The 14739-nt window shown below is 62.6% G+C and carries 11 protein-coding genes and 1 pseudogene; 8 read left to right on the forward strand and 4 right to left on the reverse strand.

Translation table 11 applies throughout. The features are described 5' to 3' along the window. On the reverse strand, positions 1–307 hold a 307-nt coding region (locus NMG46_RS25240), incomplete at its 3' end, for an alcohol dehydrogenase catalytic domain-containing protein (RefSeq protein ID WP_254820127.1). Between the two features lie 212 nt (positions 308–519). Here NMG46_RS25240 and NMG46_RS25245 point away from each other — a divergent pair. The 4 genes and pseudogenes from NMG46_RS25245 to NMG46_RS25260 all read left to right on the forward strand — a co-directional run bounded on the left by NMG46_RS25245 (position 520) and on the right by NMG46_RS25260 (position 8440). Further along, entirely contained in the window at positions 520–2529 is a 2010-nt protein-coding gene (locus tag NMG46_RS25245; protein ID WP_254820128.1) for an acetyl/propionyl/methylcrotonyl-CoA carboxylase subunit alpha, read from the forward strand. 422 nt (positions 2530–2951) lie between these two features. After that, positions 2952–6479: a DNA polymerase III subunit alpha gene (dnaE, locus tag NMG46_RS25250; protein WP_254820129.1), complete on the forward strand. Its 3528-nt coding sequence runs from the start codon at positions 2952–2954 to the stop codon at positions 6477–6479. A 40-nt stretch (positions 6480–6519) separates the two neighbouring features. Beyond that, on the forward strand, positions 6520–7530 hold the full coding sequence (locus NMG46_RS25255) for an acetylserotonin O-methyltransferase (protein ID WP_254820130.1): 1011 nt from the start codon (positions 6520–6522) through the stop codon (positions 7528–7530). A 108-nt stretch (positions 7531–7638) separates the two neighbouring features. Beyond that, positions 7639–8440 (forward strand): annotated as a pseudogene (locus tag NMG46_RS25260) (potassium channel family protein). 9 nt (positions 8441–8449) lie between these two features. Here NMG46_RS25260 and NMG46_RS25265 read toward each other — a convergent pair. Next, positions 8450–9331, reverse strand: coding sequence for a DMT family transporter (locus NMG46_RS25265; protein WP_254820131.1), 882 nt, complete (start codon positions 9329–9331; stop codon positions 8450–8452). Positions 9332–9504: 173 nt separating this feature from the next. On the opposite strand from NMG46_RS25265, the gene NMG46_RS25270 reads away from it, so the two are divergent. Continuing rightward, positions 9505–10011 carry a hypothetical protein gene (locus NMG46_RS25270; protein WP_254820132.1) on the forward strand — a complete coding sequence of 169 codons (507 nt, stop codon included), beginning with the start codon at positions 9505–9507 and terminating at the stop codon, positions 10009–10011. A gap of 3 nt (positions 10012–10014) precedes the next feature. Here the strand turns inward: NMG46_RS25270 and NMG46_RS25275 are convergent, their stop codons facing one another. Further along, positions 10015–11343: a DNA polymerase IV gene (locus NMG46_RS25275; RefSeq protein WP_254820133.1), complete on the reverse strand. Its 1329-nt coding sequence runs from the start codon at positions 11341–11343 to the stop codon at positions 10015–10017. Between the two features lie 68 nt (positions 11344–11411). Between NMG46_RS25275 and NMG46_RS25280 the strand changes: the two genes are divergently transcribed. Both NMG46_RS25280 and NMG46_RS25285 read left to right on the forward strand, forming a co-directional pair. Then, positions 11412–11987 carry a GNAT family N-acetyltransferase gene (locus NMG46_RS25280; protein ID WP_254820134.1) on the forward strand — a complete coding sequence of 192 codons (576 nt, stop codon included), beginning with the start codon at positions 11412–11414 and terminating at the stop codon, positions 11985–11987. 104 nt (positions 11988–12091) lie between these two features. Further along, complete coding sequence (locus NMG46_RS25285; protein ID WP_254820135.1) at positions 12092–13639, forward strand: hypothetical protein; 1548 nt, start codon at positions 12092–12094, stop codon at positions 13637–13639. Between the two features lie 183 nt (positions 13640–13822). Here NMG46_RS25285 and NMG46_RS25290 read toward each other — a convergent pair whose 3' ends face one another. Beyond that, positions 13823–14122 carry a DUF3572 domain-containing protein gene (locus NMG46_RS25290; protein WP_254820136.1) on the reverse strand — a complete coding sequence of 100 codons (300 nt, stop codon included), beginning with the start codon at positions 14120–14122 and terminating at the stop codon, positions 13823–13825. A gap of 217 nt (positions 14123–14339) precedes the next feature. Between NMG46_RS25290 and NMG46_RS25295 the strand changes: the two genes are divergently transcribed. Next, positions 14340–14711, forward strand: a complete 372-nt coding sequence (locus NMG46_RS25295; protein ID WP_006334976.1) for a response regulator — start codon at positions 14340–14342, stop codon at positions 14709–14711. Positions 14712–14739: the final 28 nt, after the last annotated feature.

Genomic DNA, 14739 nt, shown 5'->3' on the forward strand with positions numbered 1-14739 from the left:
TCTTGCGCGACAGGCAGGACGGGCACTGCCGGCATTCCGGCGTATAGAGCGGGATGACATGGTCGCCCTTCCTGACCGAGGTGACGCCCTTGCCGATATCGACGACGATGCCGGCGCCCTCATGGCCAAGGATCGCCGGAAACAGGCCTTCCGGGTCGGCGCCCGACAGCGTGAACTCGTCGGTGTGGCAGATGCCGGTTGCCTTGATCTCGACCAGCACCTCGCCATCGCGAGGGCCCTCGAGGTCGACCTCCATGATCTCCAGCGGCTTTCCGGCGGCGACAGCGACAGCGGCGCGCGTTTTCATCAGGCAATCCTCCCAAGACAGTCTGCAATCCAAGTTAGATTTAACTTACCATTCAGCTTCGCGCTATGCACGAAGCGACGTTCCGACCCCGGATTTTCGTCAGCGCCCGCCGATCTGCATGCGGGATAGGCTCCGACTTTGCCTTGACCGCCCTTCTGAAGCCCATAAAACGGGAAGCCCGTAAAAAAGGGCAGCCGAGGGACGAGGCCTGCATGTTCACAAAGATCCTGGTCGCCAACCGTGGCGAGATCGCCTGCCGCGTGATCAAGACGGCGCGCAAGATGGGCATCGTCACCGTCGCGGTCTATTCCGATGCCGACCGCGACGCCGTGCATGTCGAAATGGCCGACGAGGCGGTGCATATCGGGCCTTCGCCGGCCGCGCAAAGTTATCTGGTCGCGGAAAAGATCATCGCCGCCTGCAAGGCCACAGGAGCAGAGGCCGTGCATCCCGGCTACGGTTTCCTGTCCGAGCGGGCATCCTTCTGCGAAGCGTTGGAGCAGGAAGGCATCGTCTTCATTGGCCCGAAGCCCAAGGCCATCAAGGCGATGGGCGACAAGATCGAATCGAAGAAGTTCGCCAATGCGGCCAAGGTGTCGACGGTGCCCGGCTGGCTCGGCGTCGTCGAAAACGCCGCCCATGCCGAAAGAATAGCCGGCGAAATCGGCTATCCCGTGATGATCAAGGCCTCGGCCGGCGGCGGCGGCAAGGGCATGCGCATCGCCTGGAGCAAGGCAGAGGTGCGCGACGGCTTCGACCGGGCGCGGTCGGAGGCCAAAAGCTCGTTCGGCGATGACCGCGTCTTCATCGAAAAGTTCATCGTCGATCCGCGCCATATCGAAATCCAGGTGCTCGCCGACGCGCATGGCAACACGCTCTATCTCGGCGAGCGCGAATGCTCGATCCAGCGCCGCAACCAGAAGGTCGTGGAGGAGGCGCCGTCGCCGTTCCTCGACGCCAAGACCCGCAAAGCCATGGGCGAGCAGTCGGTGGCGCTGGCCAAGGCCGTCGACTACCAGAGCGCCGGCACGGTCGAGTTCATCGTCGACAGCGACAAGAACTTCTATTTCCTGGAAATGAACACGCGGCTGCAGGTCGAGCATCCGGTGACGGAACTGGTCACCGGCATCGACCTGGTCGAGCAGATGATCCGCGTGGCGGCCGGCGAAAAGCTCGCCATCAAGCAGAGCGACGTCAAGCTGAACGGCTGGGCGGTGGAAAGCCGCCTCTATGCCGAAGATCCGTATCGCAACTTTCTGCCGTCGATCGGCAGGCTGACGAAATACCGGCCGCCGAAAGAGGGAAAATTTGGCGAAATCGTCATCCGCAACGATACCGGCGTCACCGAAGGCTCGGAAATCTCGATGTTCTACGACCCGATGGTCGCCAAGCTGTGCACCTGGGCGCCGACACGGCTAGCGGCGATAGACGCGATGTCGGAGGCGCTGGACAGTTTCGTCGTCGACGGCATCGAGCACAACATATCGTTCCTAGCGGCGCTGATGCAGCATCCGCGCTGGCGGGAAGGTCAGATATCGACCGGGTTCATCGCCGAGGAGTATCCCGACGGCTTCGCGCCCATTGCGCCGAACAGTGAAGAAAACGCGGTACTGGCCGCGATCGCAACCGCGGTGGAACTGCTGCGCCGCGACCGGCTCGACCGGCTGGGCGGGCGGCTGGCGCCGCATTCCGGCGCCTTGAAACGCGATTGGGTAGTGAAGATCGGCCCGGACTATCTTTCGGTCGCCATCGTCGAAGGGATGATTTCCATTCCGATGGAGCTCGACCTCACAATCGACGGCAAGGCACTGACCGTGAACTCCGACTGGCGGCCGGGCGATCTCATCTGGCGCGGCACGGTCGGCGGCCGCAAGGTCGCGGCGCAGGTCAGGCCGGTGCTGAACGGGTTCCGCATCGCCTGGAAAGGCATCTCGGTGACAGCCCGCGCCATGCTGCCGCGCACCGCCGAACTCGAAAGGCTGATGCCGGAAAAAGTGGCGCCGGATACCTCGAAGATGCTGCTTTGCCCGATGCCTGGCCTCGTCGTGTCGATCGCCGTTGCCGAGGGGCAGGAGGTCAAGGCCGGCGAGACGCTTGCCGTGGTCGAAGCGATGAAGATGGAGAACGTGCTGCGCGCCGAGCGCGACCTCATCGTCTCGAAGCTCAACGCCAAGCCCGGCGACAGCCTTGCCGTCGACGCGGTAATCATGGAATTCGCGTGAGGCTGTAATCTGCTTGAGGTTGGCGGGACGGAGGGGGAGCGAAGGAACGCGACCTTGCAATTGGTTGAGCACGCTCGCTTGAGGAAGGAGAAGGCGAGGGGCGCGCGGAATTCGCTTTTTTTGCCCTCACAACGTATTTTGTTCTTGCTTTGTGCCGGCAGCTATGCTACTAATTTGGATATGGTGCTAAATGGCTCCAACGACCCGCCCGCTGTGGCGGGTTTTGTGTTTCCGGCCTGAGGTTGGCGGGACGGCGCCCCTCTCTGTCCTGCCGGACATCTCGCCCACGAGGGGGAGATCGGCAGCTTCGGCGGTTGCTCTAAACGTTCAAAGCTCCAATCGCTTCTGCTGGACTCGTGTTACCCGGTGCCGGACAATACATCTTGATCGACTGAGTCCCTGTGAGGCGGCGCGAAAAAACCATGACGGATGAGAGACTTCCACGCGACCCCTTGCTGCGCGAGGCCTATGCAAAGGCGTCGCGGGCGGAGGCGACGGCGCGTCGGTTCATTCATCTGCGCGTGCACTCGGCCTATTCGCTGCTCGAAGGTGCCTTGCAGCTCGGGAAGATCATCGGCCATGCGGTGCAGGACGAATGCCCGGCAATCGCCGTCACCGACACCAACAATCTGTTCGGTGCGCTGGAATTCGCGCAAAAGGCCGTGAAGGACGGCATCCAGCCGATCATCGGCTGCCAGATCGACATCGCCTTTTCCGGTGAGGCGAACGACAGCCAGCGCGACCGCAGGTGGCAGGGGCCGGAGATGCGGCCGGTGGTCCTGATCGCCGCCACCGAGGCCGGCTACGGCAATCTGGTCAGGCTGGTCAGCCGCGTCTACCTCGAGACACCGCCCGGCGAGGCGGTGCATCTGACGAGCGAGATGCTGCAGGGCCATTCCGACGGTCTGATCTGCCTTACCGGCGGGCCGCGCGGTCCGATCGGCAATGCCTTGAAAGAGGATCGCCGTGAACTCGCCGAGACCCGGCTGCTGGCGCTCAAGGGCCTGTTCGGCGACCGGCTCTATGTCGAACTGGAACGGGTCTCCGGCTACGACCGCGCGATCGAGCAGTCGTCGGTCGATCTCGCCTACCGCCACGATCTGCCGCTGGTTGCCACCAACGAAGCGTTTTTCTTCTCTCGTGAAGACTATGAGGCGCATGACGCCCTGATCGCCATCGCCGAAGGTTCCGTGGTTGCGGCCGATAATCGCCGCCGCCTGTCGCCCGACAATTTCCTGAGAAGCCAGGCCGACATGGCGAGGCTGTTCGCCGACCTGCCGGAAGCGATCGACAACACCGTCGAGATCGCACTGCGCTGCTCCTACTACCCGAAGACACGAAACCCGATCCTGCCGCGCTTTGCCGGCCGCGATGTCGCCGACGCCGATGCAGCGGTCAAGGCGGAGGCGCAGGAGCTTGCCAGGCAGGCGCATGAAGGGCTGGAGGCGCGGCTGGCGGCGCACGGGCCGACGCCCGGCTATACAGTCGAGCAATATCGCGAGAGGCTGGATTTCGAGCTCGGGGTCATCGAGAAGATGAAATATCCCGGCTATTTCCTGATCGTTGCCGACTTCATCAAATGGGCCAAGGCGCAAGGCATTCCGGTCGGTCCGGGCCGCGGATCAGGCGCCGGCTCGCTGGTCGCGTATTCGACGACCATCACCGACATCGATCCGCTGCGTTTTTCGCTGCTGTTCGAGCGCTTCCTCAATCCCGATCGCGTGTCGATGCCCGACTTCGACATCGACTTCTGCCAGGACCGGCGCGAGGAGGTCATCCGCTACGTCCAGCAGAGATACGGCCGCGACCAGGTCGGCCAGATCATCACCTTCGGTACCCTGCAGGCGCGCGCCGTGCTGCGCGACGTCGGCCGCGTGCTGCAGATGCCCTACGGGCAGGTCGACAAGCTGAGCAAGATGGTGCCGTCGAACCCGGCCAATCCGGTCAAGCTCGCCGACGCCATCGCCAACGAGCCGCGCTTTGCCGAGGAGGCCGAGCGCGAGCCGATCGTACAGACGCTGCTCGACACGGCGCAGAAGCTGGAAGGTCTGTACCGTCACGCCTCGACTCATGCCGCCGGCATCGTCATCGGCGACCGGCCGCTGTCTGAACTGGTGCCGATGTACCGCGATCCGCGCTCGGACATGCCGGTCACCCAGTTCAACATGAAGTATGTCGAGCAGGCCGGGCTGGTGAAGTTCGACTTCCTTGGCCTGAAGACGCTGACGGTGCTGGACAGGGCGGTCAAGCTGATCCGCCGCCGCGGCATCGAGATCGATCTCGCCCACATTCCGCTCGACGACCCGGAAACCTACGCCATGCTGTCGCGCGGCGAAGTGGTCGGCGTGTTCCAGGTGGAAAGTGCCGGCATGCGCAAGGCGCTGATCGGCATGCGGCCCGACTGTATCGAGGACATTATCGCGCTCGTTGCGCTCTACCGGCCGGGGCCGATGGAGAACATCCCGACCTACAACGCCAGAAAGCACGGCGAGGAGGAGATGGCGTCGATCCACCCGAAGATCGACCATCTCGTCAAGGAGACGCAAGGCGTCATCGTCTACCAGGAACAAGTGATGCAGATTGCGCAGGAGCTCTCCGGCTATTCGCTGGGCGAAGCCGATCTGCTGCGCCGCGCCATGGGCAAGAAGATCCGCGCCGAGATGGACAAGCAGCGCGAGCGCTTTGTTTCGGGCGCGGTCGAGCGCGGCGTCGGCAAGCCGCAAGCCGACTTCATCTTCGACCTGCTGGCAAAGTTTGCCGACTACGGTTTCAACAAATCGCATGCCGCCGCCTATGCCGTCGTCTCCTACCAGACCGCCTATCTGAAGGCGCATTACCCCGTCGAATTCCTGGCGGCATCGATGACGCTCGACATGGGCAATACGGACAAGCTCGCCGATTTCCGCCAGGATGCGCTGCGCCTCGGCATCGAGGTGGTGGCGCCGTCGGTGATGACGTCGTTCCGGGATTTCGAGGTCGGCGAGAACCGCATCTTCTATTCGCTGGCCGCGCTCAAGGGCGTCGGCGACGCCGCAGTCGAGCACATCGTCGCCACGCGCGGCGAAAAACCGTTCAAGAGCCTCGCCGATTTCTGCGAAAGGGTCGATCCGAAGATCGTCGGCAAACGCGTCTTCGAGAGCCTGATCATGGCCGGCGCGCTCGACTGCTTCGGTCTCGACCGGGCGGCGATGATGGCCGGCGTCGAGCGGATGATGGGGCTGGCGTCCTTGGCGCAGCAGAATGCCGTCACAGGCCAGCACGACATCTTTGGCGCCTCGCTGGGCGCACAGTCGCAGGCACTCAACTTGCCGGCGACCGACCCCTGGCTCGCCGCCGACCGCCTGCACCGTGAATTCCAGGTGGTCGGGTTCTATCTCTCGGCGCATCCGCTCGACGAATACAAGGCGGCGCTGCAGAAAATGCGGGTGCAGACCTGGGCCGAATTCTCGGCCGCCGTCAAACGCGGTGCGGCCGCCGGCCGGCTCGCCGGGACGGTGACCACCAAGCAGGAACGCAAGACGCGCACCGGCAACAAGATGGGCGTCGTGCAGTTTTCCGACACGTCCGGCCAGTATGAAGCGGTGCTGTTTTCCGAGGGACTGGCGCAATATCGCGACCTGCTCGAGCCCGGCCGCTCGGTGGTCATCACCGTTTCGGCCGAGGACAGGCCGGAAGGCGTCAATCTGCGCATCCAGACCGTGCAGTCGCTGGAGGACGAGGCAAGCCGCGTCCAGAAGGCGCTACGCATCTTCGTGCGCGACGCAGCACCGATCGGCACGCTTGCCGGCCAGCTTGCCGTCAAGGGCGAGGGACAGGTAAGCTTTGTGCTGATAAAGGATGACGGCCAGGGGGAGGTCGAGATCGAATTGCCCAGTCGTTATCGTATCTCGCCTCAGATCGCGTCAGCCATGCGCGCGGTGCCGGGCGTGGTTGAAGTGGAGCTGGTTTAAAATACCGAAACCTTCGGGTTTTGGCGATTTGGGGGGCGCCATGGATGAACGCGCAGCCGCTTTCGAACTAACACGGATGGTCAACGGGTACCGCGTCTCGCAGGCGATCTCGGTCGCCGCGACGCTCGGCATCGCCGACCACATCAAGGACGGCAAGCGCTCGGCAGCAGATATTGCAAGCCTGACCGACACACATCCGCGCGCGCTCTATCGGTTGCTGCGGGCGCTTGCGGCGGTCGGCATATTTCACGAGGCCGAGGACGGGCAGTTCTCGCTAACGCCGCTTGGCGCCGCCTTGCGCTCCGATGCTGAGTTTTCCGCTGCACCCTGGGCCGCCTTCGTCGGAAGGCCTTATTACCGGCAAGCGTGGAGCGAACTGCTCTACAGCATCCAAACCGGCAAGAACGCATTTCGCCACGCGCATGGCAAGGGCGTCTGGGAATACCGGGCAGAGCATCCAGAGGAGTCCGCTATCTTCGATCGCGCGATGGCAGCGAATTCGCGCGGCGTGGCGGCAGCCATCCTGGCGGCGTATGATTTTTCGTTGTTTCCGGTCATCATGGACGTCGGCGGTGGCCAGGGCGCGCTGCTTGCCGAAGTCCTGGCCGCGACCCCGGGCAGCCGCGGCATCCTTTTCGACCAGCCGCATGTGGTAGCGCCGGCCGCCTCGGTGCTGGCGGCGAAAGGTGTCGCCGATCGCTGTGAGATCGTCGGAGGCGATTTCTTTGCCGAGCTGCCCGTGGCGGCCGACGCGCTGCTGCTCAAATGGATTTTGCATGACTGGGACGACGAGACCAACGTCGCGATCCTGCAAAACTGTCGCCAGGCGATCCGTGCGGGCGGCAAGTTGCTGGTTTTTGAGGCCGTGCTTGAGCCGCCCAATCAGGGGGCGAATGCCAAATTCTCCGACCTCAACATGCTGGTCGCGCCCGATGGTCAGGAGCGGACGGCCGATGAATTCAAGTCGCTGCTGGCAAAGGGTGGCTTCGAGGTGACCGAGATCATCCAGGCGGGGCCACGCATCAGCGTTCTGGAGGCAAGGCCGGTTTGATCGCGGCTGAAGCCATTTGCCGCAACCGCCGGGATCGGTCGGATGGCGCAAGCTTCCGCCTGCCTTGTCGACTGGACGGCTGTCGCAGCGAAGGCTATCGCGATCGTCATGAAGGTAGCTGACAAGAACGGAGCCCAAGATATTTCAGCCTTGGCCCGGCTGCGCGACATGTTGCGCAAGCTGTATCACGGGCGCACAGCGGCGGCGTTCCGGTTTCAGCTTGCGGCCGTTGTCATCGACCTTGCCATCATTGCCTTTTTCATCGCCACGCCGGTGATCCAGAAGTCGTCTTCGTTCCTCTGGCTGGACTACTCCGTGGCAGCACTTGTCGCCGCCGACATGATTGCCCGGCTGCTTGCCTCCAACGACATGCTGCGCCTGATGAAACAGCCGGCGTCGTGGATTGATGCCTTCATCCTGCTGACTCTGCTGATGCCTACGGCGCTGGCCAATCTCGGTTTTTTGCGCATCCTGCGGCTGTGGTCGCTGTCACGTAGCGGCGCGCTGTGGCGATTTCTCGAGATGCGGCTTCGGGCGATGGCGCGAGGCGAGCCGTGCGGTCATCAATTTCCTGACATTCCTCTTTGTCATCACGGGTTTCGTCTACACCTTCTTCTTCCGCACCGTGGGTGGTCTCGAGGGCTATGTCGATGCGCTGTATTTCGCGGTCGCCACGGTCACCACGACCGGTTTCGGTGACATCGTCCTGCCCGGTGTGGCCGGCAAGCTCACCGCGATCGCCACCATGATCATCGGCATATCGCTGTTCGTCCGGCTTGCACAGGCGCTCTTCCGTCCCACCAAGGTGTTCTTTCCTTGCCCGCAATGCGGGCTGCAGCGGCACGAGCCCGACGCCGTTCATTGCAAGGCCTGTGGGCACGTTCTGAACATACCCGACGACGGCGATTGAAACGCAGGGCTACGCTGCCGCCACTTCCGCAGGTTTGGCGGCTTTTTTCTGCAGATTGAGCAGATTGCCGAGCAGGATCAGCAGGGCGCCGCCGGCGGTGAAGGCGTCGATCTGCTCGTGATAGAGCAGCCATCCGATCATCGCCGACAGCGGTACGCGCAAAAAGTCCATTGGCGAGATGACCGTCGCATCGGCATAGACAAGTGCGCGGGCCATGCAGAAATGCGACGACATGCCGGTAAACGCGATCAGCAGGATCCACGGCCAGAGCTCGAGCGGCGGGTTGCGCCATTCGTACAGCGCCGGGACGAGGCCAAGCACCGACTGGATGATCAGCATCCAGAAGATGATGCGCACGACGCTGTCCGTCCGCGTCAGCGACTTGACGAGAACCACCGAGACGCCGAAGCAGACCGCTGCTCCCAGCACGATAACATGCCCCGGATTGACCGCGCCGACGCCCGGACGCACGATGATCACCACGCCGATCAGCCCCAGCACGATCGCCGCCAGCCTTGGCCGGGAGAGCCTTTCGCCGAGGAAAGCTACCGCCAGCAGCGCAGTCCAGATCGGCGTCGTGAATTCGATCGAGATCAGCACCGCAAGCGGGATCAGCGTCAAGGCATAAAGCCAGGCAGCCTGGCCGGTATAATGGACGACGTTGCGGGCGAGATGGGCCAACGGGCGTCCGGTGCGCATCGCCGGAAAACCGCCTGACATCATGACCAGCGGCAGCAGGATGAAAAAGCCGATCACCGAGCGCAGCTCGAGCACCTGGAAGACGTTGAGTTCTGCCGTCGTGGCGCGGCCGGCCACCGACATCGCCAGGAACGAGGCGATCGACAGCGCCATCCAGAACGCGGCCTTGGGGATCGAGGGTGCGGGTGCCATGGGCGCTATGTCGCAAGCCGGCGCTTTCATCGCAACCGCTAGCCGGCGCATTCGACTGGGCCAGCCGTGAAGCGTTGCAAACAGTGATGTTGAAGCCGGAACCCGCTGCTGAGGGAAGCGTTGGTCCCTCAGTGTTGCGTGCTGTGTTTTGGATACCAACGAGGAGCGGTCCGATGAAATCACTTGCACGATTTATACTTGCCGGGTGCCTGACGGCCGGGGCCGGCGCAGCGCATGCCGACGATCCGGATTTTCTTCGCTCATTCCAGGGGAATTTCGCCGGCAAAGGCACCGTCAAGGTCACCACCGATGCGCCGACGGTGAATGTCTCCTGTCATTTCAATTCCGACGCAACATCGAGCTCGCTATCGCTCGACGGCAGCTGCCGCGGTCTTATCGTGGTGACGCGCGCCATCAGCGCCGATCTCAAATCGAGCGGGACGAAATACACCGGCACCTATGTCGGATCGCGCACCGGGCCGGCGCAATTGAGCGGCAGCCGCTCCGGCAACGCGATAAATCTCGGCATCCGTTGGGCCAAGGAGGTCAATGGCGATCGCAGGGCGCAAATGACTGTTGAGAAAACCGGCGAGGACGGCATGCGGCTGACCGTCGTCGATACCGATCCGAAAACCGGCAAGAGTGTGGTGACCAGCAGGATCGATCTGCGGCGCACCTGACTATCACTCCTCGACCGGTTCGGGCGGATGGGCATCGCGGCCCTTGCCGAAGGTATAGCCGGTTTCCACCGCCCTGCGGCCAAACTTGCGGCGCAGCGTATCGATAGCGCCTTCGGCCATGGCGCGCTTGCGTGACTGGACGTCGACCAGATCGGGCGGGTCCGCCCGGTCATCGTCGGAGAGGTCGCTGACGCCAATGCCGAGCAGCCGGTATTTCGTGCCGTCGGCCTCCTTGCGCAGCAGTTCGAGCCCGGTCGAAAAAATGCGGTCGGCCAGCCGGGTCGGATCGCCGAGCTGGCGATTGCGCGTGCGGATCTTGAAATCCTGGGTCTTCAGCTTGAGGACGACGGTGCGTCCGGCAATGCCGGATTTCTTCAGCCGGGCCGAGACTTTTTCCGACAGCGCCCTCAACACCGAGACCAGGTCGTCGACGGAGGCGATGTCGGTGTCGAAAGTGGTTTCCGCCGAGACGCTTTTCGCGTCCTGGTCGGGAACGACGCGACGGTCGTCCTCGCCGCGCGAGAGCCGGTAGAGCCGGTCACCCATAACGCCGTAGCGGCGCATCAGATCGCCGCGTTCCATGCGCTGCAGCTGGCCGATGGTGCGGATGCCGTCGCGCTCGAGCGTGACGGCAAAGGCCTTGCCGACCCCCCAGATCAGCGTCACCGGCTGCTCGGCAAGGAAGCCGATAGCCTCGGTCTCGCCGATCACCGAAAAGCCGCGTGGCTTGCGGAAGTCCGATGCCACCTTGGCCAGGAACTTGCAGTAGGAAAGGCCGGCCGAAACGGTGATGCCGATCTCCTTTTCGACGCCGAGTGCGAAGCGCGCCAGCACCACCGCAGGCGGCAGGCCATGCAGGCGCTCGGTGCCGGCGAGGTCGAGAAAGGCCTCGTCGATCGAGAGCGGCTCGACCAGCGGCGTCAGCGCCTGCATCATGGCGCGCACCTCGCGGCCGACGCGCACGTATTTTTCCATGTCCGGCGGCAGAACCACCGCTTCGGGACAGGCTTCGAGCGCCTTGAACATCGGCATTGCCGAGCGAACGCCATGGATCCGGGCGATGTAGCAGGCGGTGGATACGACGCCACGCTTGCCGCCGCCGATGATCAATGGCCGGTCCTTCAACGCCGGGTTGTCGCGCTTTTCGACCGCCGCGTAGAACGCGTCGCAGTCGATATGGGCAAGGCGCAACCGGTAGAGCTCCGGATGGCGGGCCAGCCGTGGACTGCCGCAGCGCTCGCAACGGCGTGCCTCGCTGCGCTGAAAATTCAGGCAGTCGCGGCAAAAACCGTGTTCGGGGTTGTTGACAGGAGCCGCCATCGCTGCGAACATAAAGAGAACAAATGCAATGGTACGTCAGGACGGACGCCACGACAAGGCGGTGGGCCGGGAGAGAGCTCATGAATACGACCATAGCGCCGCTAGTGCCTGAGCTTTGGGCGGATTTCGAGGACCTTTTCGGCAAGCAGGGCGCCTGTTACGGCTGCTGGTGTACGCATTTCCGGTTAGCGCCTGCGGTGCGCCGCGCGAGCAATCGCGAGCGCAACAAGGACCACATCAGGGCGCGAATCGAGGCCGGGCCGCCGCCCGGCCTGTTGGCTTTCGAGGGTGGCCAGGCGGTTGGCTGGATGCAGATCGGCCCGCGTGCCGACGTGCCCGAATGGAACAACCAGGGCAGGGGGTCGGCGCCGATCGACCCCGCCGACGCCGCCGATCCGGGCGTCTGGGCGATCTCCTGCTTCTTCATCCGCACCAAGGCACGCGGCAGGGGCCTGTCGCACCGCCTGGTCCAAGGCGGCATCGAGTTCGCCCGCCAGAACGGCGCGCGCCTGATCGAGGCCTGCCCCATCGACCTGTCGAAGGATTCGCGGTCGATCGGGCTGTTCGTCGGCTCGTCGCGGGTCTTCGAAAAGGCCGGGTTCCAGCGGTTGGTCGAACGCAAGCCAGGCCGACCGCTGGTGCGGCTGGTGCTTTAGGCAATGCCGCAGGCCATTCGGGTCGCGCCGCCTCGCCTTGCGGTTGGGGTGGTAATTTCCTACGAAATGAGAAAGTGCAGATAATTCCAATGGCCCAACGGAGAATGAGCGTGAACCGTGTCCTGCCAGTCGTCTTTGTTCTCGCGCTCAGCGCACCCGCCCTCGGCCAAACCGTTGATGAGCAGGGCGCGAAGCAGCTTTCCGAGAATCTGGCGCACTATATCGGCAAGAAGCCGTTCGACATTGGGTTCGTGAAAATTTCAGTCGACGGCGATGCCTACAAGCTCGCTTTCGACTTCAAGCCGGTCACGGATTTGATGGCAAAACAGCAGGCCTTCAAGTTCGACGTCACGCCTTACTTCATCTTGGTCAAGCCACGCAAGGATGGACACTGGGACGTTTCGGCGGACGTGTCCCCGAAGGGGTCTATCGATTTCGTTGGCCCTGAGGGGGCGCAGCACATCGACTTCTCCGTGTCGGACAACAAGTTCACCGGAGTTTATGACCCCGACCTGGCTGCTTTCGCGAGCGCAACCGGTTCGATGGCTGGCATGACGATGACCACCCGAGAGCCTAAGCAGCAGGCGGATGTCACGGTCGGCGCTGGCACTGCCGCAATAGTTTCGACCAAATCCGCAAATGGCGGCATCGATTTCACGGTGACGGAAAAAATAACGAACTTCGCCGAAACCATCAAAGTCAACGATCCCAAAAATGGGTTGAGTTTTCCGGCTGCTGTAAAAGCGCCTGAACTTTCCGTGGACGCGACCGGCAAGGGTTTGCGGACAAAGCCGCTGCTCGACCTGCTTGCTTTCATCGTGGCGACTGATGATGCAGCCAAATTCAAGGCGGATGGGGCGGAGTTCAAATCGCTTCTGACGGCAGCACTGCCATTGTGGGAGCGGATCGACGGCACCTACGGCTTCAATGACTTTGTGGTCGAGAGCCCGGTAGGCAAGTTCGGTGCGACGCAACTGAAGACCGCCGTCGGCATGGACGGCATCGCCAAGGACGGCAAGATCAACTACGCGTTCAAGGTTTCCGGCCTGACAATGCCACAGCAGGTGCTGCCCAGCTGGAGCGTTGCGTTGCTGCCGACCGATATCGACCTCAACTTCGGCGGCACCAACATCGATCTGGACAGCATGGCGAAGAAAACCATCGAAACCCTTGATTTCAGCAAGGAGCTGCCGGCAGATTTCGGCAAGCAGATCTTCGCCGATTTCCTGGCCAAGACGCCAAAGGCCGTTCTCGGACACAGCACGATCAAGAACGGCAACATCGAGATTGCGATGGAAGGTGAAATGACGTTCCCCGGCAAGAAGCCCGAGGCGAGCATGACCATCGATGTCGCGGGCTATGACAAGATCGTGGAGGCTCTGCAGACTGCGGCCAAGACCGAACCGGAAGCGGCACAGTATTTTCCGTTCGCACTCGCCGTCAAAGGGTTCGGCAAGGCACTGCCGGATGGTCGACTGGAATGGATCATCAACGCCAAGGCAGACGGCTCGGTCACGGTCAACGGTGCCATGCTGAAGCCGGCCGATGCCGTTCAGGACAACCCCATGATGGACCCAAGCGATGTTACCGTTCCGGATCATGGCTCGGGCGAGAATGACGATGGCGGGGCAGGGGCGAAGTTGAAACCCTAAATGCCGAGGTTGGAGCGGTTCATCGTTTCACGAAAACGCCGATCCGCTCCATGTCTTTGTTTTTGCGCAATTCCAGACGGAAAACCGTTTCACGCTTTCCTGGAATTGCTCTCCACGCGGCTGGCGTCAAAGCCCGAGTGCACTCACGATTTTCGGCGCGGCGATCTGTCTCGGGATCGTCCCTTATATCGAACGCTCATGATTGTCGTCGCCGAGCGGCAACGCCCGCAATGCCTTACCAATTGCGGCGGGCGGCGTTCCGGTCTCCTCGGAAAAACGCATCAGCGTCGGCTCGTGGGCAAGGATGAACTGCAGCACGCCGGCCAGGAATCCCGGTTCACCCGCCGCCTGGCGGATGGAATGAGCTTCGATGCCGGTGATCGCCAGGAAGCGGGGGAGAAGTTCCGGATCGGCGGCGACGAAGCCCAGCGCCTTTACGGCAATCGTTTCCGCTTCCTCGCGCATTGACGCTGCGTTTGCCATCGCTACCTTCCTTCATGGGCGGAATCGTTCTGTTTTCGCAGTAGTGGCAAGTGTCGCCGGCAGCAAGCTCGCCGACCTGGAATCCGAACGCTTTTAGGGCGGCCGGTTTCCGTTTCGTCAATCATATTGCCGTATAGTGGGAACAGGATTGGTGCGTGCCGACAAGGGCCGCATGACGGCACCCTTCGAGTGGAAGGCCGGCCGGGACGGGAAATCGATGCCAAAGAAGGTTATGATCGTCGAAGACAACGAGCTCAACATGAAGCTCTTTCGCGACCTCATCGAAGCGAGCGGCTACGAGACGGTGCGCACACGCAACGGCCTGGAAGCGCTGGATCTGGCGCGGCAGCACAGGCCGGACCTCATCCTGATGGACATCCAGCTGCCGGAAGTATCGGGCCTCGAGGTCACCAAATGGCTGAAGGAGGACGATGATCTCCACGTCATCCCGGTCATTGCGGTCACCGCCTTCGCGATGAAGGGCGATGAGGAGCGCATCCGCCAGGGCGGCTGCGAAGCCTATATCTCCAAGCCGATCTCGGTGCCGCGTTTCATCGAAACCATCAAATCCTATCTGGGCGATGCCTGATGTATTTTTCCAGCCGAGCCGGAGCTTT

The sequence above is a fragment of the Mesorhizobium sp. LMG 17147 genome, from assembly GCF_024297145.1.
Taxonomy (GTDB): Bacteria; Pseudomonadota; Alphaproteobacteria; order Rhizobiales; family Rhizobiaceae; genus Mesorhizobium.

Coding starts and splice junctions, on each gene's coding strand:
- NMG46_RS25245 (WP_254820128.1), top strand. CDS start 520: ATGTTCACAAAGATCCTGGTCGCCAACCGTGGCGAGATCGCCTGCCGC.
- dnaE (WP_254820129.1), top strand. CDS start 2,952: ATGACGGATGAGAGACTTCCACGCGACCCCTTGCTGCGCGAGGCCTAT.
- NMG46_RS25255 (WP_254820130.1), top strand. CDS start 6,520: ATGGATGAACGCGCAGCCGCTTTCGAACTAACACGGATGGTCAACGGG.
- NMG46_RS25265 (WP_254820131.1), bottom strand. CDS start 9,331: ATGGCACCCGCACCCTCGATCCCCAAGGCCGCGTTCTGGATGGCGCTG.
- NMG46_RS25270 (WP_254820132.1), top strand. CDS start 9,505: ATGAAATCACTTGCACGATTTATACTTGCCGGGTGCCTGACGGCCGGG.
- NMG46_RS25275 (WP_254820133.1), bottom strand. CDS start 11,343: ATGTTCGCAGCGATGGCGGCTCCTGTCAACAACCCCGAACACGGTTTT.
- NMG46_RS25280 (WP_254820134.1), top strand. CDS start 11,412: ATGAATACGACCATAGCGCCGCTAGTGCCTGAGCTTTGGGCGGATTTC.
- NMG46_RS25285 (WP_254820135.1), top strand. CDS start 12,092: ATGAGCGTGAACCGTGTCCTGCCAGTCGTCTTTGTTCTCGCGCTCAGC.
- NMG46_RS25290 (WP_254820136.1), bottom strand. CDS start 14,122: ATGGCAAACGCAGCGTCAATGCGCGAGGAAGCGGAAACGATTGCCGTA.
- NMG46_RS25295 (WP_006334976.1), top strand. CDS start 14,340: ATGCCAAAGAAGGTTATGATCGTCGAAGACAACGAGCTCAACATGAAG.